At 53.1% G+C, this 20,580-nt stretch carries 23 protein-coding genes and 1 pseudogene; 17 read left to right on the top strand and 7 right to left on the bottom strand.

Features of this window, described 5'->3' with window-relative positions; all coding sequences use genetic code 11:
* Nucleotides 1–12: 12 nt before the first annotated feature.
* Entirely contained in the window at nt 13–792 is a 780-nt protein-coding gene (locus BJF95_RS13430) for an XRE family transcriptional regulator (protein ID WP_245297316.1), read from the bottom strand.
* A gap of 48 nt (nt 793–840) precedes the next feature.
* Here BJF95_RS13430 and BJF95_RS13435 point away from each other — a divergent pair, with 48 nt between their 5' ends.
* The 11 genes from BJF95_RS13435 (at nt 841) to BJF95_RS13475 (ending at nt 6,112) form a co-directional block, all read left to right on the top strand.
* Complete coding sequence (locus BJF95_RS13435) at nt 841–1,179, top strand: helix-turn-helix domain-containing protein (protein ID WP_075639943.1); 339 nt, start codon at nt 841–843, stop codon at nt 1,177–1,179.
* Complete coding sequence (locus tag BJF95_RS13440) at nt 1,179–1,544, top strand: hypothetical protein (protein WP_075639944.1); 366 nt, start codon at nt 1,179–1,181, stop codon at nt 1,542–1,544. The genes BJF95_RS13435 and BJF95_RS13440 overlap by 1 nt, the downstream gene beginning before the upstream one ends.
* An 8-nt stretch (nt 1,545–1,552) precedes the next feature.
* On the top strand, nt 1,553–2,155 hold the full coding sequence (locus tag BJF95_RS23855; RefSeq protein WP_139317490.1) for a hypothetical protein: 603 nt from the start codon (nt 1,553–1,555) through the stop codon (nt 2,153–2,155).
* Entirely contained in the window at nt 2,149–2,499 is a 351-nt protein-coding gene (locus tag BJF95_RS13445; protein WP_075639945.1) for a hypothetical protein, read from the top strand. Before BJF95_RS23855 ends, BJF95_RS13445 begins: the two co-directional genes overlap by 7 nt.
* Nucleotides 2,499–2,837: a ParB N-terminal domain-containing protein gene (locus BJF95_RS24430; RefSeq protein WP_245297317.1), complete on the top strand. Its 339-nt coding sequence runs from the start codon at nt 2,499–2,501 to the stop codon at nt 2,835–2,837. Before BJF95_RS13445 ends, BJF95_RS24430 begins: the two co-directional genes overlap by 1 nt.
* Nucleotides 2,825–3,325: a DEAD/DEAH box helicase family protein gene (locus tag BJF95_RS24435; RefSeq protein ID WP_245297318.1), complete on the top strand. Its 501-nt coding sequence runs from the start codon at nt 2,825–2,827 to the stop codon at nt 3,323–3,325. The genes BJF95_RS24430 and BJF95_RS24435 overlap by 13 nt, the downstream gene beginning before the upstream one ends.
* Nucleotides 3,322–3,786 (top strand): hypothetical protein, encoded by a 465-nt coding sequence (locus BJF95_RS13455; protein ID WP_075639946.1) that lies wholly within the window; start codon nt 3,322–3,324, stop codon nt 3,784–3,786. Before BJF95_RS24435 ends, BJF95_RS13455 begins: the two co-directional genes overlap by 4 nt.
* Nucleotides 3,783–4,085, top strand: a complete 303-nt coding sequence (locus tag BJF95_RS24440) for a MerR family transcriptional regulator (RefSeq protein WP_245297319.1) — start codon at nt 3,783–3,785, stop codon at nt 4,083–4,085. Before BJF95_RS13455 ends, BJF95_RS24440 begins: the two co-directional genes overlap by 4 nt.
* A 24-nt stretch (nt 4,086–4,109) precedes the next feature.
* Nucleotides 4,110–4,442, top strand: coding sequence for a DNA-binding domain-containing protein (locus BJF95_RS24445; protein ID WP_245297341.1), 333 nt, complete (start codon nt 4,110–4,112; stop codon nt 4,440–4,442).
* A gap of 179 nt (nt 4,443–4,621) precedes the next feature.
* The gene (locus tag BJF95_RS13470; protein ID WP_139317491.1) at nt 4,622–4,843 is read left to right on the top strand and encodes a hypothetical protein; all 222 of its coding nucleotides are present in this window, start codon (nt 4,622–4,624) and stop codon (nt 4,841–4,843) included.
* Nucleotides 4,844–5,083: 240 nt separating this feature from the next.
* Nucleotides 5,084–6,112 (top strand): DUF2806 domain-containing protein, encoded by a 1,029-nt coding sequence (locus BJF95_RS13475; RefSeq protein WP_075639949.1) that lies wholly within the window; start codon nt 5,084–5,086, stop codon nt 6,110–6,112.
* A 695-nt stretch (nt 6,113–6,807) separates the two neighbouring features.
* Here BJF95_RS13475 and BJF95_RS24090 read toward each other — a convergent pair.
* Nucleotides 6,808–6,954 carry a hypothetical protein gene (locus tag BJF95_RS24090; RefSeq protein ID WP_175577257.1) on the bottom strand — a complete coding sequence of 49 codons (147 nt, stop codon included), beginning with the start codon at nt 6,952–6,954 and terminating at the stop codon, nt 6,808–6,810.
* Nucleotides 6,955–8,108: 1,154 nt separating this feature from the next.
* On the opposite strand from BJF95_RS24090, the gene BJF95_RS13485 reads away from it, so the two are divergent.
* Entirely contained in the window at nt 8,109–8,390 is a 282-nt protein-coding gene (locus BJF95_RS13485) for a hypothetical protein (RefSeq protein WP_139317492.1), read from the top strand.
* 36 nt (nt 8,391–8,426) lie between these two features.
* On the top strand, nt 8,427–9,281 hold the full coding sequence (locus tag BJF95_RS13490; RefSeq protein WP_075639952.1) for a hypothetical protein: 855 nt from the start codon (nt 8,427–8,429) through the stop codon (nt 9,279–9,281).
* A 9-nt stretch (nt 9,282–9,290) separates the two neighbouring features.
* On the opposite strand, the gene BJF95_RS13495 is transcribed toward BJF95_RS13490, so the two are convergent.
* The gene (locus BJF95_RS13495; RefSeq protein WP_075639953.1) at nt 9,291–9,881 is read right to left on the bottom strand and encodes a recombinase family protein; all 591 of its coding nucleotides are present in this window, start codon (nt 9,879–9,881) and stop codon (nt 9,291–9,293) included.
* Nucleotides 9,882–10,084: 203 nt separating this feature from the next.
* On the opposite strand from BJF95_RS13495, the gene BJF95_RS13500 reads away from it, so the two are divergent.
* Entirely contained in the window at nt 10,085–10,804 is a 720-nt protein-coding gene (locus tag BJF95_RS13500) for a hypothetical protein (protein ID WP_075639954.1), read from the top strand.
* Nucleotides 10,805–10,858: 54 nt separating this feature from the next.
* Here the strand turns inward: BJF95_RS13500 and BJF95_RS13505 are convergent, their stop codons facing one another.
* The 3 genes from BJF95_RS13505 to avs3a form a co-directional block, all read right to left on the bottom strand.
* Nucleotides 10,859–11,581: a hypothetical protein gene (locus tag BJF95_RS13505; RefSeq protein ID WP_075639955.1), complete on the bottom strand. Its 723-nt coding sequence runs from the start codon at nt 11,579–11,581 to the stop codon at nt 10,859–10,861.
* Nucleotides 11,582–11,653: 72 nt separating this feature from the next.
* Nucleotides 11,654–12,382 (bottom strand): AVAST type 3 anti-phage protein Avs3b, encoded by a 729-nt coding sequence (gene avs3b, locus BJF95_RS13510; protein ID WP_342587947.1) that lies wholly within the window; start codon nt 12,380–12,382, stop codon nt 11,654–11,656.
* Between the two features lie 4 nt (nt 12,383–12,386).
* Nucleotides 12,387–18,659 carry an AVAST type 3 anti-phage nuclease/ATPase Avs3a gene (gene avs3a / locus BJF95_RS13515; protein WP_075639957.1) on the bottom strand — a complete coding sequence of 2,091 codons (6,273 nt, stop codon included), beginning with the start codon at nt 18,657–18,659 and terminating at the stop codon, nt 12,387–12,389.
* 255 nt (nt 18,660–18,914) lie between these two features.
* Between avs3a and BJF95_RS24665 the strand changes: the two genes are divergently transcribed.
* Both BJF95_RS24665 and BJF95_RS24670 read left to right on the top strand, forming a co-directional pair.
* Nucleotides 18,915–19,205, top strand: a complete 291-nt coding sequence (locus BJF95_RS24665) for a ribbon-helix-helix protein, CopG family (RefSeq protein ID WP_075639958.1) — start codon at nt 18,915–18,917, stop codon at nt 19,203–19,205.
* A 122-nt stretch (nt 19,206–19,327) separates the two neighbouring features.
* Nucleotides 19,328–19,531: pseudogene (locus BJF95_RS24670) on the top strand (hypothetical protein); the annotation flags it as partial.
* A 45-nt stretch (nt 19,532–19,576) separates the two neighbouring features.
* On the opposite strand, the gene BJF95_RS23860 reads toward BJF95_RS24670, so the two are convergent.
* Complete coding sequence (locus tag BJF95_RS23860; protein WP_139317493.1) at nt 19,577–20,032, bottom strand: hypothetical protein; 456 nt, start codon at nt 20,030–20,032, stop codon at nt 19,577–19,579.
* On the opposite strand from BJF95_RS23860, the gene BJF95_RS23865 reads away from it, so the two are divergent.
* Entirely contained in the window at nt 20,025–20,243 is a 219-nt protein-coding gene (locus tag BJF95_RS23865; RefSeq protein WP_139317494.1) for a hypothetical protein, read from the top strand. The two genes, BJF95_RS23860 and BJF95_RS23865, sit on opposite strands and share 8 nt — an antisense overlap.
* Nucleotides 20,244–20,580: the final 337 nt, after the last annotated feature.

Genomic DNA, 20,580 nt, shown 5'->3' on the forward strand with positions numbered 1-20,580 from the left:
TCTTTAGTGCCATCAAGGCGGGTGGCCCACGAAGATTACCCGCCCGACGACCACAAGATCCTCAACCCGGTTGGCATCAAACGTCTCGACCGGGTATTTCCCTGCGAGGTTATCTGAGATCAGGTCGAGTTTTCCGTCCATGCGCCAGTTGGCGCGTTTGACCAGGACGGCGTTGCCGACGCTGAAGACGTAGATGCGGCCGTGGTCTACTTGGGTTTGGCTGGCGTCTACGATCATCAGGGAGTTGTCGGGGATTGAAGGGAGCATGCTGTCGCCTGTTGACCACATGAGGAAGCATCGGTCTGGTGAGCCGCCGAGATCGCGGAGGAACTTGCGTTCGAATGCGGTTTCGCTAGTTGGCATTTGATTGACCGCAATCAGGCCATTTCCAGCAGATGCGCGCACGTCATATTGAGGCATCAGAACAAAGTCTCGCTCAGGCGCTTTTGCCACTTGAGCACCCAACCCTGTCATTTCACCTTCACCGCTCAACAACCATTGAACGTTTGCGCCATAGGTCTTTTGGTACTGTAAAAGTGCGGAGGCCGTCGGCTCAGATTCTCCCCGCTCATAAGACGCCAATGTGGTTTTACTAACCCCGATTGCGCGCGCGAATTCATCGCGCTCGGGATCTCCCATCGCCTTGCGGAACGCGCGAAGCCTTGATGCTATTGGAGTTTTCGGTTCGACTTCAGGTCTTGCCAACGCGCAACACTCAATAAAACAAATATCCGCTTTACAAAGACGGAAATCCGTTTTATCCTCTCTATAAATACAGACCAAATCACCCATGAAAAAGGAGGCCAGTCAGGGCCTCCCCGTTCACAACGAGGAACTATTATGCACCGTGCCCGTACTGCGGACAAGGCAGCGAAACTGCGCCTTGATGAGATTAATCGCATAAAGGCGAGGCTGAATGTTGCAGGCCTCACGCTTTTGGCGATTGACCGGGAATATGCCTTGCCGCGTGGCACGGCTGGAAACACTTTGCAGCAGGCCAATCTGGCAGGCGAACGCGCCATTGCGGCTGCCCTGAAAACCCGTCCGCATCTGCTGTGGCGTAGCCGCTATCACCCAAGTGGTGAGCGCCGCACGCCGCAGCCTCCTGAAAATTACCAGCGGCCACCCAATATGCAAAAGCGCCGTCTTGAAAGCTCTAGCACCCGCGAGGCTGCGTGATGGCCCGGGCATTCAAATTCGATCCCGAATTTCTCGATGCATTGATCGATGCAATCGACAAGCATCGCAGTGAGCTGCCGGCGGAAAAAGGCAAGCGGCTCGCTTCCTCGCTTCGATCCCGCTTGAGCAAATGCCTTCCGGAGGAGGACCTGCTGAAGGTGCACGCGGAACGCTCTCTGATCGATGCCTATAACGTCGCCCGCCGCAGGCTTTCCGTCGAGCAAGCCAATGCTGCGATTGAGCACGCAGAGCGCCGGATCACCCACCTCAAGCTTTATCGCCGCCGTCCGGCGCTTTCGGCACAAGGGTTGGCCGAAATCTATCGGTCTGCGCAGGCTCGTGCCGAGGAAGAGGGTCAGGAATGAGCCCCGCCATGATCCGCAACAGCCTTTGCCTGTCACAGGGTTCACGTTCGATATTGCATCTCTCTGTCAACGCGTCGTCAACGCGCGGCAGCGCCTTGCGAAAGCCCTCGATTGAGAACCCCGGAAGAAGAACGTCGAGAGTTATCAGCAGATGCCTGATGATCCTCTCCTGTGCTGCCAGCATTTCCTTGATCGTCGGGTCCTCCACGTCTGGCAGTTCTTCGTCGGTGTGGCAGCCGGTCCAGTCCTCCATGTGGTGCATCTGGCGCTCAAGTTCGTTCAGTCTCAACTCATTCAGGCGGCTCGCCTTCCTGCATCCTCGTCTGATCATCGTCGCTCTCCGTCGTTTAAAGCTGGAGCCAGTTTTTCCGCAAAGAAAGCTCCCTTTCCGGCTGTTCAGTCCTGCTGTCCACGCCGCACACCAACAATTCCCCAAATTTGCGAGTGCCACAATGACAAATCGTCAGGCCAAAATTGTCATGAAAAACCCATTCATTCCGTCATTTTCGCCCATTTGCCGGGTGGCCGATATGGTTTTGCTGTTTGCCATCTTTGCCGCTGGATTGGCTGCCGCTTTGATTGCTCTGATCAGGCAGGTGCTGCCATGCTGAACCTTCATTCCCAAGCATCGCGACATGACGGTGTTTTTCATGCTTGCGTCATGGCGGTGCGGGAAGGCTTTCCGCATTTGTCGGTGCAGACGATTATCGATCCTCCGCATGAGTGGTTTGACGCTGCTTTGGCGCGTCAGGTGGTTATTCACATGATGGTGCGGGTGTTTTTGATCCCCAAAAGGGCGGTTGTTGAACATCAGGATCGGTCCCGCGAGGCCATTAACAGGGCGCTGCGCACCATTGATGCGCGCCGGACGACCCCGAGTTTTGAGAGGCATTACTGCAAGATGGCTGCCGCTGCGCGTGCCTCGCTGTATGCCCGCATGGAGGACGCTGCCTGATGGCTGAGTTTGCCCGTATTTCCCTTTCCAGTATCCACATCGGTGTCCGCACGCGCCCTGTGGATGAAGACCACGCTTTGGCCATTGCTGCGTCAATGGCTGAGCGTGGTCTGATCAACCCCATCACAGTGCGCAAGACACCTGCCGCCAACAAGGGCGCGACACCTTACACATTGGTGGCGGGTGGCCACCGTTTGCGGGCGGCAGAGCTGAACCAATGGACCGAGATTGACGCGATTGTCGTTGCCGCCGATGCGGTCGAAGGGCAGTTGATCGAGATTTCTGAAAACCTTTCCGCAACGAGCTTTCCAAGCTGGACCGGGCCATGTTTGTGCTGACCTTCCGCGAATTGTGGGAAGAGAAGAACGGCAAGATTGAGCGCGGGCGTTACGCAGATCAAAAGGCCAATGATTGGCCTTTTAGTACGGCCCCCGGCAAAGAGCTTTCAGAGCGGGTTCAAGAACGCCTCGGCTTTGGGAAAAGCACCTATAAATATGTGACTTCGATTGGTCAGAACCTCTATCCACCCTTGCGGGCGGCGCTGCGCGGAACGCCTTTTGCCGATGATCAGGCTTTGCTTTTGAAGCTTGCCAAGAAGGGGCCAACCGACCAGGCGCAAATTCTCGCGGCCATGGAGACCGAGCCGGATGTGCGCAAGATCCTGTCATGGATGTCTGCGCCCAAGACGTCGCCTGATGCGCAAACCAAGCAGGCTGTCCTTCTCACCACACTGCAAAAGGCGTGGAAGGATGCGAATGAGGCGACCCGGCATCGCTTTTTGCAATCCATCGGCATGGCGGACGAGTTTCAAGAGGCTGCACAATGAGCAAGCCCGATCCTTCCCAGCTCGATTTTTTCGCCCAGCCGGTGTTTCCGGTGCGCGATGGGGCAAAGCAGGTAGATCTTGATCGTTATCGCGCCAAGATCAAACGGGCCATGGCCCGCGCCATTCGCGAGTGTGATTATGATCGGGCCACGATTGCCGCCCGCATGGCGCAATATCTGGGCCTGCCGAATATCAGCAAGACCACGCTGGATGCCTACACGGCCGAGAGCCGTAACGGCCATGATGTGACGTTGATCCGCTTCACGGCCTTTGTTCATGCCACCGGCGCGCTCTGGCTTTGGGACGAGGTTGCCTCGGTGCAGGGCGTCACCGTGCTGATTGGCGATGAGGCGCGGTTGGCCGAGATTTCAAGGTTACGGCAGGAGCGCAAGCGCATTGAGGCGGAAATCCGCCGTCAGAGCGCACGTCCCGTCACGCTGGTTTCAAGGGGGCGGGGATGAAAGAGTGGTTTTCTCTCGCGGAACTGGCCGAAGTGGCATTGCCAGACCTGCCGCATAATGTGCCGAGCCTGCATCGGCTGGCAACCTCACAGGGGTGGCGCAATTGCGTGGGTTTGGCTCGTCAGGTGACGGGCCAGACAAAGAAGATCTGGGAATATCATGTTTCACTGCTGCCGCCATCGGCGCGGGGACGCATTGCCATTGCCAGTATCGCAGCGACGCCGGAAGAATTTGAGGCGATCCGAGCGCGCAAAAACCAGCTTTGGGCACGGTTTGAAAGGCTTTCAAACGAGCATTGAGAGATCTGCAAAACCCGTTTGAACGTGCTTTGCCGGGTCGAGGAGCTGGCCGCGCACAAGGGCGTGAGCCGTGTGGCTGCCATTGCCATAGCCCCGGCTGACGCGGGTGTTCAGAAATCGGCCTATTATGACTGGAAGGCTTTGACCAACGGGCTGGACCGGGAAGACTGGCTTGCCGCGTTGGCTCCATCCTTTTCGCCCGCCGTTGATGGTGTTGTGCCTGACATGGCCGACATTCACCCCGACGCATGGATGTTTCTGAAATCCGACTACCGAAGCACTGGAACTGATCTTCAAATCCGGGGTGCTTTGAACCGCCTTCTCAGCGTCTTCAAAGGGTCTTCAAAGAGGGTTTGAGAAATCGAAAAATCCTTCAAAAACGGGCGAATTTGAAGTCAGCAACGGTTTTGCTCGAATGATTCGATATTGCCGGAATGCAGCCAAAGCAGTTCTGTTGTGGCCGATCAAAAGAACCCGATTGCTGGGCTTGGTAGGTCTGTGGAGCGATGGTGCGGTCATCAACAAAGGAGATGACAATGACTGAAGATAGCAAAAAAATCGCCTTCACCGCCATGATCAAGGCCATGCAGCATGAGGCAACTGACTTGATGGAAAGGATCGATATTGCGGCAGTGGACATGGAAGAAGGACGGCGCAACAGCGCGGTCGGAGCCTTATGCATGGTCGATGAAAGCCTCGAGCGCATCGCTTCCTTGCTTTCTGCCGTCAGGGTCATTCACCGCATGACGCCATTCTGATTCAGCTAAATTATCAAACTCAGAGCCCCGGTTATGCCGGGGCTATTTCGTGACTTCAAAATGAATTTTATTAAAGAAAAGTAATTATTTCTTCCGAACCGCAGCCAATCGGCCATGAGCATCTTTTAAAAACTCCAAATCAAGAAGTTAGTTTGCGAGTAGACGGTTGGTGATCAAGGTATAGTAACGAAGTCAAAGAAATTATTATACTGTATTTGTGAGCGGGCAGGGAGTTGATATATGTCTTCAAATGAAAAAGACCGAGGCGTTGGGATAAGTCTGAGCTGGAGTAGCAAGGGGTTGTCTGCGAAGATCACAAGTCGCGTTGTGTCTGCGGCCGATCGTCTAGGTGCTGTAAAGATTGATGAGAAAGGTCTAGAGTCCGAGCGCAGTGTGGCAGTGCATCGAGCTGTTACAGATGCACAAGTCAAATTGATTGCAGCGGCGTCAAAATCCGTAACTGCCGAAATAGAGAATGACCCGGCATTAGCTCAAAAAGCGTTGGGATTATTTAGTAACTTAGCTCAAAAAGCTGAAAATACTAATGCGTGTTTTGAACTCGCGTTGCAGGATCTCAGCAGTCAGGCGCACGTAGCTGACTCGGAAGATGGGCCAGATGAGGTGAATTCTGATCTATTAATGAGGTGGCAACACTATGCTGAGGGAGCGACAACCGACGTTGTCCGGGAGAAGTGGGGAAAAGCACTGGCCTCTGAAATTCGGCAGCCGGGTACGTTTTCGTTAAAAACTCTTCGTATTATTGATGAATTGGATGGTCATGTCGCAGAAGGCTTTCAGGCTTTTTGTCAAAATCTTATCGACGATCATGTCCCTACGCTTTTGTTAGAAAACAGTGGCATTCCGCTTGAGGCACTAAGGGAAGCAGGACTTATTCAAGTTTCGTCTTCTCCGGCTTTATTACCGTTCAGTGATGCCACGGGAAGTGATGGAATTAATTGGTGGGGTTTAGGGTACGGAGGTAGTGGTGTTTGTGTTCGTAAAGATGCTCCATTGCGGGGTGTATTGCGCGAAGGATTCTTTCCGGCGGGGATCGGGGTTATTCAAGGTAAATTGACAATAGCCATGGTAGGCTTGACCCAACCTGGAAAGGCTATTTCGTCTATAATTCCTACAAATGTAGAGAGAACGTTTCGTGAGTTGGCCGAGCGGTTGACGCCGTTCTGCGCTACTGAAGAGATAAAATACGTTCGGTTCGTTCGCGGTAAAGGCTATCTTGATGATGAAAAAATCCTCAACATCTCCTTCTGAATTCAGGAGTCTTTGCTCAGAGGCTGCGGAGTGATTTTGGGAATCTATATGATCAGTTTGAGCAATGTTTGAGGAGTATTGAGTGGTCTATCAGACACGCCTATAAATAAATTTTGTCATTCCTTCCGGAATTTTCGTTTTTCCGATTTTGCGTGTCAAAATTCCGGAAAATTGCGGCGAGCTACAGTGTGTCAAAATTCCGGAAAGCCGCGGCGAGCTACAGCGTCTGCTCCATATTCAGATCTTATCTGATAAATGGTGGGCCCGGAGGTTGGCACATAATTAAGCGTTTTCAAATGGTTAAGTTCCCCGCACCTGCAAAAATCTGCCATTGATTTCGCTTTCAAATATCCAGCGCACCCCGCACCACTCTCGAGAAAGGCTCGAGGGTGACTTTCAGACTAGCTCCCGCCGCGAACCATCGGTTTGCACAGTCACGCCAACTAGCCCAGCGACTTGAGCAAGTCGGTGCCGACGTATTCGTCTCGGATAGAGATCGGTATCTCATTCTGCTGCAGGATGCTCCTGGTGAGATCATCGAACTCGGGCGACCCACCCGTGGATCGCGGATGTTCAAGGCAAATGCACGCCGCAGGAACATCCCTGTGGTGCGCGACTTTGAAGCATTTGCGGCTGACATAGGGCTTCATGATTGTGTATTCTGGTGTGTAGGCATCCCTAGCGCGAAGGTGAGTTCACGGGCTCTGGAAGCCGGTCTCAAAGCGTTCAACTCGCTTTTGAATATCCACCTGAGCGAACTTAGGAAACGATGCTCTTTCGAGCTTCTCCTCCTCACGATTCATCCGCGCTTCGATCCCGTCAGCGGGCTCTTTGACCTCCATGCACACTTCATAGCACGCATACCGCCTGCTGCGCGGGACGCCGCGAAACGTCGGCTGACTGTCAAGTTCTCCAAGGTGGACTTGCCTGATTACCCGATACGCAAGGCCGGCGCGGTAGCTACCTATATGCTCTGGGGTATTTGGCGAGAAAGCGAGATGCTTGCATGGCCAGATGACGCGCTTGCTGCAGCGTGGGAACTAAGCCGCAAGCGCTGCCGCTTGTTTCGGGCAGGCGGAGGTTTCGCCCGATGGAGATCGGCGGCCCGTTCCATTGCATCGAAGGCGAACTTGAAGCCCTCTGCGGAAACCGTAGCTGCCAACAGGAAGGAGACCGCGCCCCCACCCCGCCGAGATCTGACAACCGACCGGATATTAGCTAAGGTACTCGTTCGGTACGGCAGCCGCCGCGTCGCGGCATTGCTATGCGAAAACCGCACAATGACAAGCACAGAAGCTGGAAGTCCATCCGCTATTCGCGCAGATGAATATTCTTCAGCGAATAGCGTCGTAACTCAGGCATGGGAACTGGTCAGAACCCGTTTGTCAGGCCTGCGTGCACAGCGAGGAGAAAGCGACAGTCACTGCACTGGCGAGACGGCATCACCAAACGAAAGGCCGTGCCTCGCATTTCGTGCGTTGGCAAGGATTCGAGGACCTCCATCATCTCAGCGATTCCTTGCTGCGTACGACGACATCAAAAGTCGCATGAAACACTTTTGCGCACATAGCAGTCAAAATAGGCTTCGCAGGGCATAAAATCCTAATTAGCCCTAAAAGCTCCCCTCCGAGCACTCCGAACGGACGACTGCCTGCTATCTCATCGCAAGGATTCAATTTGAGTTCGCTGCGGTGTTAGCAGTCGGTATGCATCGCCGGATGCTCAGCGCTATTTTTGATTGTCTGTCCAAATGCTTCACCAAGAAACATGCGGCGAAGACCGTCGGTTCCTCGGCTGATCCAGTGACTTCGAATCCTTGATCAGGCCAGCCTTCAAATCAAAAAAGTAGGCTTTCACCTTGAGGAATGTTATTCCAATCCTTGACGCCTTCAAGGACTAAAAAAATAGACAAATCAATATCTTGCTTCATCATAAGGTAGCAACCGATGACGACGGAAGCACATTGGCAACATGCCCAAAAATGATTGGAGTGACAGTGAATAGCGACAGCCTCTTCTTCAATACCCACCTCAATAGCTTAGCCATCGCCAGCCAAGCGGCCGAGGCGGATGCGACAGAAACCTCTTCCCCCGGTGTGGACAAACTGGTCGAAAACGAGCTTCCCTTGGAAAGGCTTACGCTCACGGAAACTCGTATTCTGAAGCGCTCGAAAAGCGGCGATATTGGGCTGAACTGGAAAGACAATTCGCGAACGCTGGCCTGCGAAGCAACTGCATTCAACGCTCCTATGCCGCCAGCCCTTTCCATTTTTCCCTGATCAAACAATTGCTCGTCACAAACGGAGACACTTGTATTGCTGCCCACTCGTAACCTCATTCTCAATCTTGCCCGGACCAACAGGCTCGCCTATGCCATTGTGCTACCCCAACAGGATCTCGCACTGACGGCGCGTCTATATCGGAGGATCATCTCCAGACTCTCTGATCCCGACATCTTCGAATTTGTATGGAGGGAATCAGGTATCCATATAGATTCCGAGGAACTTACGTATTATCCACATGTAGAGGTAGAAGAACTCACGGATATCTCAACTTATCCGCTGCCTCACGAACACGTCTGGATCGAGACCGCGGTCAAAGACCCTTTCGACGGGCCGGATCGGATGTACATCTGGGATCTGCAACGGACCAAAAATCGGAACGGATATAACGCAATCCCATTGGTGTTCGTTGACGGGAAGCTGTCTTTCCACGGGTACGAAATCGATTTTCATCCGGACATCGTAAACGACAACGGAACTCGCGGCGCATTTGAAATGTGGTGCCATTTTCCGGACTACGAGAAAACGTACGATCCTCTCGAATTTCAGGATCACGCTCTCATGCTGGGACGCTTCCTGCGGCTGCTCTGCTTGCCCAAGGTACGAATTGAGACCACCAATCCAGATGAAAAGAGAAACGCTCGCCGCGTGAAGCGCGGCCAGAGCGCATATGCTAAACGTTCTATCGTTAGGATCGACCCTGAGGCGATTTGTGAAGCATTGCCGAAGGGAAAGATGAGAGGTGGGCATGCTTCTCCGCGTCCGCATCATCGACGAGCGCATGTCCGCCGCCTATCGAACGGAAATGCCGTGCCGGTTCGCGAGTGCATCATCGGAATGAATTTCCGGGATGGACCGCCCCCACCGCAGACGTTCATTGTCGATTGAACGAAACGGTCACGCTCGAAGACATCCATCTGGCGCAACGTGGCGATAGAGCGTTTGCCGCGATACTCCCAATTCGCGGCATAGCTCAGCGACAACAGTTCCTTGCCTTGCCATTGCCGCCTGCGCCAGCCGGAGCTTTGCGCCGGTCATTTTTGGCTTTCGGCCGCCAACTCGCCCTCTGGCGCGGGCGGCCTTCAGGCCCGCCATAGTTCGCTCGCGGATGAGTTCGCGCTCGAACTCCGCTAAGCTGGCAAAGATTCCGAAAATCAGCTTGCCCTGCGCCGTGCCGGTGTCCACGGGCATTTGCCCAGTGAGCACGCGCAAGCCTACGCCGCGTTTCGACAAGTCATCGACGGTGTCGACCAGATGTCGCATGTCTCGCCCGAGGCGATCAAGCTTCCAGACCACCAGCGTATCGCCTTCGCGCAAGGCCTTGAGGCAAGCTTGAAGGCCGGGCCTATCGTCTCGCTTGCCAGTCGCGAAATCATCGTAGATGCGCCCAGCCTCAACGCCAGCATTCAGCAGTTCGTCCTTCTGAAGATCGAGTGTCTGGCTACCGTCCGATTTCGATACGCGTGCATATCCGATCATCTCGCCCATTGCCCCCTCCGGTCATTCAAACGGTCGTTTCTTGGACATATAGTGAGACAGAGTTTTATCGGCTGCAAAGTGTCAAATAATCCGACAAAGAATCAACGTTCTGCAAACCTTGGAGAAATATAAGGCCTACACCACAGCCCACCACGCTGTGGTCGCAGGCGGGAAGTCAATCCCCCTACACGAATGTGAGGAGCAGGTGAAAAATGACGAAGGAAATAATTTGGTGGGAGAAAACAGTAGAGTACGCCTATCTCAATCATTATTTCTTGAAAAATAGTATCTCTATCGCGCCTCTGGCCGGGCCTATCGAACGTTATATCGGCGACGCAATAACAAAAAGCAGAAACGAATTTTGCATTATCGAATTTAAAAAGTCTCATTCTGAAATAAATAGAGAAATACACAAATTCATTAAAGATGAAACATGTAAAGACTACACTGAATTTCTTTCAAAAGTTCAAAATGAATTAAGTTCGACGGGCATAAGGGGACGCGAGCCGCATTACCTTGTGTACGGCGAGCTCGAAGGTCGTCGCATCAGCCCGGTAACGATCGATTACTGGAGACGCCACAAGGATCGCGGAAAGGATATCCCTCAAGAGCAGAAAAAATTGCCCAATTCGCTGTTCCTTGAGTATGTATCAGCGCTATCAAAATACAGGCTACCACCAGAATCAGGATCAGCCGGGGGCGGGATCGTTCTGGGCTTTGATATTTCTGGAAAATTACAGAAATGCATCCCGCTTGACGCGTTAATCAAAGCGCTTCATCCAAAATATATGACAGAAAACGGGATTAGTAATTCAAACTCGGACGCGAAGGATGCGGAATTACAGGAGGATTATAATGATCACGCGGAAAGTGAGGAGAGCGATATCCCAATATTCAAGCCCGGTTTTCCGGGATCAAGCAGTGGAACATGATTGGCGAAAAGGTCTGTACACCGCGACCCTAATTCAGATTAGGGGGGGGTGAAGCTACTTTGAAATCAAGTGTCCCCATTCATCGAGGAATCGCTTCTTTGTACGGTCCAAAACTCTCTGCACAGCTTCTCGTTGAAGCCATTTAGGCTCCTCTGGAAAAATGTTCTCGTCAATCAGGCGCTTCCAGAAATGATCTCGCTGCTCGTCAGTGGTTAACCCTTCGAGTTCGCACAAGATCTCGAAGGGGCTGCTTTTACCGCAGAGGCCAACTAGGTCGTCATATTCAAGCGCTACTCTCAGTATTACTTCGGATTGGCGCGACTTGAAGTGCAAAAGGGCGTCAGCGTTCTCACCGCTTCGCGCCGCGTAGTTCTCAACTAGACCTCGAAAATCAGGCTCATCCCAAAGGGCCTGAATATTCACAACGACTTCATCAGGTCGCGGTGCTCGAGCGAATATCGCGGAAAAGGTTCCTTCACGCAATGGATCCTTAAAGTCCTGTGCGAACCTTGGATCGGATGTCCAACTGGCGACTCCTTCCTCGATTCGTCCCGTTAGGAAAAGCGGAGCAAGGTCTCCGCCATTCTGCGGGTTAGTTGGTACAAGAAAACGCTTCCGGTAACATAAGCCTGAGGCAGTGCTGGCCTTAGCCGGAAGGTCGTCTGCGGCAACAGCTTCCTCCAATTCCTTGGTGATAGCCAAACGGCGCGCCGGGTCTTCTTTCCATCCGCGCTGCCAGGCCCCAAGAGCTGCGAGAAATCTGTCCGTAATTTTCATCTGGCGTTCAACCTTGCTCTTTCTGAAGCCTTCACTTACCGATATAATTCTTCGTCTTAGAGGTTTGACCACTCACTTAGGCATTGTCCCATTCAAGGCTGCGGGCGACAGGTGAGTGATATGTTCTTCGCTTTCGCTGACGTCATTCGTTTTCGGCAACTTATCAAGCCGAGCCTGAAAATGTTTGTCTAAGCCCTCCGCTAACCCCTGAAATGCTCTAAGTCGCTGCAATCGATCCTCAAGATCCTTGCGCGTGGCGTTGTTTGCTTTGACCTCATCGTCCAGATCCTCGGGTTCGGATATGAAACGGATGAAAATTTCGGAGACACCGGAGTTGGCTCCCGCAGCTTCCGCGAGCCTCACCCACTCTTTCGATTTGTCCGTTGCCAAATCGGCTGCCTGAGACAGGCAGTGCCTGATCAGGAGCTTTGCTGAATAATCGAGCCCCCGAGCAAGATCGAGCCACTTTTCCACTTCAGCGCTTAGAGTATCATTCTCCGATGGTTGCGCGGACGGGTAATACCTTGGGTATTCGGCGGCAGTGTCGAGACTTTCCAGGACCCGCAAGACCGGTTCCAACTCCTGGTGCGGCCGCATTCCTTTGGGAAATTCCGCTCGGTGACTCCATAGTTCAAGAATGGCTGAAAAGCACCTGTCCTGAGCTGCTGGCTTCTCGGGACCAGCGGTTCTCTCTGCCACATCGATCAACTCAGCAATATAGTGGGCCATCCACCTGCCAAGCGTATCGGCAGATCCGTCGACGTTCATTGCCTCTACCAGCTTTCGACCTAACGTCAGTATTGCATCAGATCGTGTGCAAGCTTCCGTCGGCTTTGAACAGGTAGATTCTTGACTTTGTTGGGATTCGGTCTTTGTCATTTTCGATACTGCTTTCATATGATCTGTAACGTCGTCGACGATCGATGTTTACCGCGATAATCAGATCCCGTTGCAGCTTGCCAAGGAGTGCTTTCAGGAAGTCCTGTGATGCAGTGATGCGACTTCCACGTTCCGGGCTGACGTTCTCATGCCGGTTGCCCTCGTCGAAGTGACCCCAGACCTGGGATATCATCGCAGTTGAATCATCCCTATCTGTCCACGTCCGTTGATCAGCATCCGATCGTAGACCCATCAATTCGCATATGCCTTCAGCCGGGTGTGGGGCGGGGTAGCTGACACCTCCCGCCCACCGATCTTGGCTATCTACCCCGCTGTCGCTGCTGCGGCCGATGATCCAACCTTTGAGCGAGTATGTATGTTGATCGATTTCCATATCGTCTTCAGCGCCGGGAATAGCGTAATCATACCTGCTCTCGGCCGTGCTCAATGCGCGTAACAAGGCCTCCGAGTTCTTCGGAGATACCAAGGCGCTGTGGATGCCGACTGACTGCTCGCGCTCGGAATTTGCTGTCGTCCAATAGCCCCAAATATTGGTCATTGCGCCACTACGCAATGCCTCATCAAAATCCGTAGTCGTGATGATGCTGTAGTTTTCGTCTGTCTTATCACAATCCAACCAAGATAGCTGTTCGGGCGGAGCTGGGTCACGCCGGTCCCACAGCCAGCGCCCGTCTTGACGTGACAGGTCGTGCCTCTCCAACCAATCAGCAAACTCATCGACAACTCCATATTCCGAGTCGCAATGAACTGGCCTGCGTGCCAGATTTCTGCCCGCGACAATCAGCATGGCGTGGTATGCTTGATAAAAATTCAGACTATCTGCGCGAGGGTAAGAACTGTGTGAATGGTAGGTGTGCCCCTCTTGGTACAGCTTACGACGAGAACGCTCGTCCTCGTCCCACCGTCCGCGGCCAGCAAATCTTAACTGATCCCGGATGACGGTTCGTGCCTCTGATTCGACTTGTCCTTGCGACAAACCGAATACTCTTCCCAATGGTGCGTACCAGTACTGACCGGTGTCCAAGCCGAAATAGAAGCTGTCATCGTTCGCATCTCCGGCCTCATCGCTTCTGGTGAAACGATCATAAGATTTCGATTCTACGGCAGGAAATGGCGATTTGGCGACGTGCTCCAAAGTGTGGCGGAGATTGGCTTGATCATCCACCAACTCGTTGTCCATCAATATGCGGACTGCCCGAGATGCGAACAGCCTGATGAGGATGTGCGGCTCCCCTTTCAACGCCAAGTCCACCAGACGTTTACCATATGGTGCAAGGGCCGCAGCGTTTGTGATTGCTCCTCGATTTACGCCGATCAGGAACCACTGGAGCGCGTGCAAGCTGTAGAACGGCAATTTTGCATCGACAAATGAACCTCCCACATTCTCGGAGCTGTAGTTGAACAGGTGCTCTAATATGTCTTTCCGTCCAAGCGAGACAAAGCCCAGCACCGCATGCGCGCCTTCCCATCGCGTGACGGTCTCTGGTGCTGCCATCGCGGCCCAAACATAGCCTGCCACGGCTGCATTGATGTCAGAAGGCGGCAGGAGATCAGGCGACCAAGGACCATCGCCGTCACTCTCCTCCAAAGAGCTGGACAAAAGGTCTAGGCCGAAATCCAGAGCATGTAACGCTTCGTCTTCAGAGAGCTTTATCGCCAAAAGCCCGACCAGCGAAAATAGCCGCGCTGCATCGGCGAAATCTGCTGTTTCACCGATACCATCCAGGACAACTTCAACAATATCGGCTTCGTCCACTCCGCTGAGAAGGCAAGCGGTTTTAAAGGGAAAAATTTCGTAATGCCGATATTTGGCTACGCTAAGGCAATACCGTCGGCAAAGCTTCTTTAGGATAGTCTCGAAGGCGCGCTTGATCGCTGGGCGCTGACTCCACTCCCTCGGGCATTGCTCCAAGAAAACTCTCAGATGATAGAGTTCAAATTCGGGCACTTCGCCAAATGACAGGATGAATTCGACTTCCGAACCAATAGGTACGCGGATAAGCGCTTGCTGGAAGAATTGCTCGCTATACCAAGGGCGCTCTGAAGCCTTGTACTTCCTGTAGCTCTCGGAAATACCGTTTGCACTGGCCAAGTTTAGCCCGTCGAAAACGCTGTTCCAATCCTTTTCATTTACCGAAACAGCTTCCACGTTGAAGCCGTTTTCTTCCACTTTCCGCGACTTTCTCTTGAGTTCCACGTCGTCAGTAAAGCGAACGGCTTCATCGAGCCCTTCCAAAGGTACCCCGTGGCGGCGTATGACTTCTTGCAGTTCTTTAAAGTCGCCAGAATTAAATCGAGAATAGCGGAAGAGGTAAGCGGCGATATCTGCTTTTTCGTTTCGGGACTTGCAAGCGTTCAGCGCCTCGTCAAGCAGCTTTTCAAATCGCCAGCGCCCCCGAAAGCCTATCAATGGGAGTGCGTTTAGCGGATTCAATTCTCCGCGTTCAACGAGCTTTATTACTGCGACAGGTACAATTCGTTCTGACCATCCAAAACCACGGTCCCGCCAACGGCTAAGGATTGCAAGTGATGAAGGAGGGCACAGCCCGGTCAAAGCCTCGACGGTTCCGTGCCAATCGAAGTGCTTGTCTCGCACAACATAGTCGTAGGTTAGCTCTGCGCAGCGTGCGAAGCGATACGCAGTCTCGGGAACGGGGCGGCCTCTGCGAACTGATCGATCAGCCAAATCCAGTATGGCATCCCATCGTGACAAATTCTCATCGCCAATTTTACTTGCGATTTCCACCGCCTCGTTGAAATACCCGTGGGCTTCCCCTTTGCTAATGCAGAGAATTGCGCGGGATGCTTCGATAAATCCATCCGACTTCTGTTCCGCGTCAGATCTTTCATCATTGGTGAGATTGAATGCCTCCAACGCAAATTCGAGCGCGTTCTGCTTAGTATTCGACTTTTCGCAACATAGCCTCGCTAGGGCGGTTAAGGTCGGCGTGAAAAGTGGTCGCTTCAAACCGCTCTTCCAGTTGGAGAACGCAGCCAGTGTTGTCGCGTCGACTGCCTGCAGTCTGAATAGGATCTCGAACCACAGCAAGGCAATCTCGTTGGATGTGTAATGGTCATCCCGGTAGTAAATTCGAGCGGCTTTGCTTGATGTTTCAAGCGCTATGGCAAGCTCGTCATTCAGTTCCGGACCGCCTACGATACCGCAAACGACTTTCGCCCTTAGGTTGTGCCAAGGCAAGAGAGCGCCAATGTCCTCTTCGAACTCTTGACGATCGCGAGACGTTGAATGCTGATTTTTTCCCTCCATTTCCTTTCGGAGTGAATCATGTGCAAGATCCATGAGTTCGACGCTTGTGTCGAGCAATGCTGCTCGCAGGCTATACGCCCGCAGAAGATAAGATCGAGTATTGGAGAAACGGGATGAAATATCCGACGGAGGTTCACTTGGCAGATAACGCGAAACGACCGAAACGGCCTCTGCTTTGGAACAAAGTGAGTGCTCTAACGCCGCCTCCACGAGAATCACCACTGCATTCAAGGCAGAATAGCGGTCATTGAACGAAGCACCATCGCTAAGGCTTATTCGGGGGCTGGCAAGCAATCGGAACGCTCTTTGCGTCACTTCGAGAGGCGGTACCCTTCTAATTCGCTGCAATGCTACGGCGATCCCCAGCACCAAACAAAGGTTGTTGTGAGCGGCTACCGCGAATGCATTCAAATCATTTATGCGGTTGTGATCGATAAGTCGTTTGGCAACAGCAAGCCCGACGCGGAACGAAACCTCCCTGGGTGTCCATAGGCCAAGGCTATGTGCAGCAGCTTCGGCACCATGAATATTAAATTCGGCGTAGGTCAATGCAACGATGTCTTCGTCCGAAATGCGTTCCTTCTCTTGCTCTTCTTCAGACAATCCGCTCCAGTTTCTAAGCCATTCCAATGCCATGCGCAGACGGCTCCGAGCATCGCCCACTAAAGCCGGGCACCCTGACATTAAGGCTGCTTCGTAGGCATGATGCGATCCAAGCCAGCCCGAACCGAATGTTCCTCGCGACACAATTTCCTGAATTAGGTCCACGTCGAGAAATGTCGAAGACAGGTCAGTGTTGGCCTGCAAAATCTTTCTCTGCCTGTCGTCTCCCGCTGTTTCACCGCCCGCTTTCAGCGCGAGTTTGGTCGCATCAAGATAGCGTTTCGCGCGAAGACCTGCTTTCAACGCGAACTGTAGCCGCTGCAGTTCGATGTCGCGTCTCTCTAGGGGACTCGTCTCTGGAAGAGCATCGGACTTCAACGCAAGGTCAACAAGATTTGAGAACTGCCCGGCATCGAGCATCAATTGCGGTAAAACAGATGCAACATACGGGCTTTTCGAGGCGAGCGGATACAAAACACTGATGAAGCCACCCATCGAGGTACTGGATGGCTTGTACCTCTCGCGGAACCACGTCTCCGCAGGTTCATCAAAAAACTGCACAGAATCGCCTGCCAAGCGCAGTGGCCGTCCGATATCTATGACAAAGCTTTTTATTGCTGACTCTGGAACGTTCGAAATCGCGGACAATACTGACAATGGGATGAGCGGGCGAAGCGCGGCCAACGCGGTGCAGATACTGTCGACCTGAGATCTTTCTATTGGTCCCAAGTGATCCTTCAGCTTCTCTATGGCTGCTTCGAGCAAGGTGCCGATAGTGTCTTCAACTGATTTGGGGTTGGGGCCAAGCAAGCGAAGCGTATTGGGCAGAGTCTCGTCACGAGACAGAGCAAGAGCCTGAACGCGGGGATTGCATGAACTGAGGCGATGAAATTCGTCCACATCATGTTCATCGGCTTCGGGAAAACGCAGTCGAAGATGCGCCGCTGTTTCTGCGCGGCTGAATGGTTGCAGTTCACGACTTAGCGCCTCGCTAGGCGGGTCGAGGAGTTGTTGACGATGTGAGCGGCAAAGGAATACCAACCGGACATTATCTGGCATCTTTTCCCTAATAATGTCGCGCACAAATGATTTCTTTTCTCCAATCTCTTCAGCAGCCATCTGGGCGTTGTCTGCAGCATCGATTACGATACACAGCAGCGCTTCGGGGTCTTGAAGCCGTATGAAGTCGGAGGCTTGCCTTATGCGATGAACGAAGGCTTTGACGTAGGAAGCCGAATCCGCGTGAACTGTGGGAATGAGCAAATGGCAGAGCCCTTTGCTCGCCAACTCATTTGCAATTTGTACCAAACCGTCCTTATGCCGGTGGCGATAGCCGGATGCATTACGATATTGGCCGTTTCCAAAACAATCGTAGACAATGCAATTCGAGCCGCCAGGCAGACTGGCTGCAATTCTGTTCGCGAAGATCGTCTTGCCGATACCACCAGGCGCATGAATCACCACTGGGCTTTTCGCTGAAACAATTTCGGCGATGAGTGCAAGCTCTTGATCCCGAGCCAGCGAGCCATCCAATCTTTCAATGAGGTTCGGAGCCGGAAAAAGGGCGCTCTCATCGGTATCCAAAGCACGCAATACGTCCATCTTTGTAATGGAAGGATTGCGCTCTCCCTCCGACAGCGCCTTCCGCGTGACAAGCACTTTTAGCTTCAGGGGTCCATACACGTCAGAATCTGGGAGATAACCACCAACATCCTGGAATAGAATGTTGCGTTGATCCCAATAGTCATCCTGTCGCCCTTCAAAATGCATAAGCTGACAGAACGCCGCAAGATCATCGCCGGAAAGGCCTGCGAAGCGCTCAATCTTCTTGACTTCCTTGATGTGGCGAACGGCACGCCCTTCCGCAACGTCTTCAACGGTCTCAGCGAAGGCATCACCAATTGGCCGATTCGTGACAAACCAAAATTCCAGCTTTCCGGCTAGGACATCTTTAGGAAGGGTCTTAAGCAACTCCCTGTACCGCTCAGCGAAACCCGTGATTGATTTCTCTAGTCCGCTGGCTGTCCATGGTTCATGGGCGTGCAAAGTGGAATGCTTGAGTTGCATGTAACGCACGAGCCGCGCGTCAGCGAAATCCTCACTACCGAAGTATTCGGCTATGTCGATAACATCTTCCCCGGCCGTAACGGTTGGCCCGCTCGCACCTTCTGTCGGCGATATTCCCTCAATAGTCACCGCTACAAGGTCGCTCGCGGCGGACAATAGCTTTAAGCATCGTCGCGCTGCCCAAAGGTAGTGAAACTGGTCGCCATCGCGGCTCGGGCGAACAAGATTAGTTTTTGCCATTTCAATCGTGCCTATTGATAGCTTTTTGCCGCCTAGCAGCCTATGGGCGAATCTTCCAGCAAGGTAGCAAACAAGAATTGAGTAATGAAAGTGAGGCTATAGAATTTAATTTGCCGCCGGTGAGAATCTGACCAATCCTTTTCTCGTAGTCACATAGTTTCGAGTGACCTGCGGTTGCCAGCCATGCGCGTGTGAACACGCGCAGCAGGCCAAGGGGCATGCCCCTGTGGAACCCCAAGAGGAGGGTGAAGAATCATGAAGGAGGCTTCAATCCGGTTTCGGCTTTCGGATAACGAGAAGAAAGGCCTTGAGAGGTTTGCGGAGAATTCCGGCAGGTCAATGTCTCAGATTATTCGGCAGGCTGTCGCCGAAACATTGGCGGGCAAGATTCCCGGCATCGCTTTGCGGAGTGCCGTTACAGAGCTTCGGACGGCCGCGAATTCTGTTCTCGACATGGTCGAGCGGCAACCTTGCGAAGCCCATGAACTGAAAGAACCTACGGAGCGACTGCAGGCTGCCGTGCGGCGAATCCTGTCGTGCGCATGATCATCAAGAGCATTCGTGTTAGGACGCGCTCCGGAATTGGGCGACTTGTCCGGCATCTGCGGAACGGCGCGGATAATGAAGCCGTTGAGTTCCTTCAGGGAACAGCGAGAGACATACAGGACATGCAAGCCGATGCGCGTGTTCATCGCTCCACATACAGCGTTCGGCATTGGATTATTGCCCCGCAGGAAGTGACAACGCGGGAGCAGTTCCGGCAGACAATGGTCTTCCTCGCCGCAGAGTTCGGTTTCGATCCGAACCGTGCGGTTATCATCGAACATACCAAGAAACGTGCCACCGCCAGCGCAACCGATCGGCACTGGCATGTCTTGGTCTGTGAGATTGACGCTGTCACAGGAAAAACGCTGAGGTCATCTTTTGACCGAATCCTCCACGAGCTTACTGCGCGATGGAGTGAATATTCCTTTGGTCATTCCTTCATACCCGGCAAGCACACGGCAGCAGTCATCAGAGGCCTCCGGGATCGTGGAATGACCTGCGTTGCGGACCGTCTTGCCGCGGCGCTTGGCACCAGCGTCGAGTTGCCCGCCGAAGCTTTCTCGCACGCCCAACATCAGGAGGCAAAACGCGCGGGATTCGACTTGGCGTCGGTCAAACTGGCTATCCAAAAACTCGTTGCTGAAGCCGCCACTGCCGCTGAGTTCGAGACCGGAATTCGCCAGCATGGTCTCGAAATCCGAGCGGGAGACAAAAGGAATACATGGGTAGTAGTCAGCCCTGACGGCAGCGTTCTCGGCGCACTGCACCGTCTGGCTGCAGAACGCAAATCGGCGATCAACATCTTGATGGAGAAGGTGAATGAACACAAAGATTCCAATCGAACAGGCCATTCTAAAGGACACCAGAGCTATCCGCCGCCTCCTGGAAGTGGACGAGGCGGCGAAAGGACCAGAACTTCTGATCTCGCTACAGGAAAAAATGCTGGAAGCCATCGAACAGACCCAAGCTCAGATCGCGCAGATGCACCAACTCCTGGGCAGCAACAGGCGAAACCCAACAGTCAGTTCACGCGACTAGCGCTCACGACAGACCAGGGCCTTCAGGTTCAGAGGCTACATGCCAAGGCTTGTGAGTTAGCCAAAGCTAATCTGTTGCGCGTTTCTGACGAATTAAACCGCTTGGAGGTTTCCGCCAGAGCCGATTTGGCTTCTACGCTCCCAAAGAGACGCTATACGCCGGAGGTCATCGCAGCAAAGGCTAATGCCAAAAGAGCCAGAGCTGAAGCTGATAGCGCTTTTGATCGACAGTGGCAGTTGGCCGAGAGCATACGGAACGCACCAAAGGTGTCTTGGTGGACATACCTTATTGGCTTAGCCGCTGTTAGGAGCAGGAGGATTGAAGAGTTGCAAAGACA

It is taken from the genome of Rhizobium oryziradicis (genome assembly GCF_001939045.1).
In the GTDB taxonomy this organism is placed as follows: Bacteria; Pseudomonadota; Alphaproteobacteria; order Rhizobiales; family Rhizobiaceae; genus Allorhizobium; species Allorhizobium oryziradicis.

Bases quoted from the DNA above. Each gene is read 5' to 3' on its own strand.
- BJF95_RS13430 (WP_245297316.1), bottom strand. From the start codon at position 792: ATGGGTGATTTGGTCTGTATTTATAGAGAGGATAAAACGGATTTCCGT.
- BJF95_RS13445 (WP_075639945.1), top strand. From the start codon at position 2,149: ATGCTGAACCTTCATTCCCAAGCATCGCGACATGACGGTGTTTTTCAT.
- BJF95_RS13440 (WP_075639944.1), top strand. From the start codon at position 1,179: ATGGCCCGGGCATTCAAATTCGATCCCGAATTTCTCGATGCATTGATC.
- BJF95_RS24440 (WP_245297319.1), top strand. From the start codon at position 3,783: ATGAAAGAGTGGTTTTCTCTCGCGGAACTGGCCGAAGTGGCATTGCCA.
- BJF95_RS13470 (WP_139317491.1), top strand. From the start codon at position 4,622: ATGACTGAAGATAGCAAAAAAATCGCCTTCACCGCCATGATCAAGGCC.
- BJF95_RS13435 (WP_075639943.1), top strand. From the start codon at position 841: ATGCACCGTGCCCGTACTGCGGACAAGGCAGCGAAACTGCGCCTTGAT.
- BJF95_RS13475 (WP_075639949.1), top strand. From the start codon at position 5,084: ATGTCTTCAAATGAAAAAGACCGAGGCGTTGGGATAAGTCTGAGCTGG.
- BJF95_RS24435 (WP_245297318.1), top strand. From the start codon at position 2,825: ATGTTTGTGCTGACCTTCCGCGAATTGTGGGAAGAGAAGAACGGCAAG.
- BJF95_RS13505 (WP_075639955.1), bottom strand. From the start codon at position 11,581: ATGAAAATTACGGACAGATTTCTCGCAGCTCTTGGGGCCTGGCAGCGC.
- BJF95_RS23865 (WP_139317494.1), top strand. From the start codon at position 20,025: ATGAACACAAAGATTCCAATCGAACAGGCCATTCTAAAGGACACCAGA.
- BJF95_RS13495 (WP_075639953.1), bottom strand. From the start codon at position 9,881: ATGGGCGAGATGATCGGATATGCACGCGTATCGAAATCGGACGGTAGC.
- BJF95_RS24665 (WP_075639958.1), top strand. From the start codon at position 18,915: ATGAAGGAGGCTTCAATCCGGTTTCGGCTTTCGGATAACGAGAAGAAA.
- BJF95_RS24430 (WP_245297317.1), top strand. From the start codon at position 2,499: ATGGCTGAGTTTGCCCGTATTTCCCTTTCCAGTATCCACATCGGTGTC.
- BJF95_RS13455 (WP_075639946.1), top strand. From the start codon at position 3,322: ATGAGCAAGCCCGATCCTTCCCAGCTCGATTTTTTCGCCCAGCCGGTG.
- BJF95_RS23855 (WP_139317490.1), top strand. From the start codon at position 1,553: ATGATCCGCAACAGCCTTTGCCTGTCACAGGGTTCACGTTCGATATTG.
- BJF95_RS24090 (WP_175577257.1), bottom strand. From the start codon at position 6,954: ATGGAGGTCAAAGAGCCCGCTGACGGGATCGAAGCGCGGATGAATCGT.
- avs3a (WP_075639957.1), bottom strand. From the start codon at position 18,659: ATGGCAAAAACTAATCTTGTTCGCCCGAGCCGCGATGGCGACCAGTTT.
- BJF95_RS13500 (WP_075639954.1), top strand. From the start codon at position 10,085: ATGACGAAGGAAATAATTTGGTGGGAGAAAACAGTAGAGTACGCCTAT.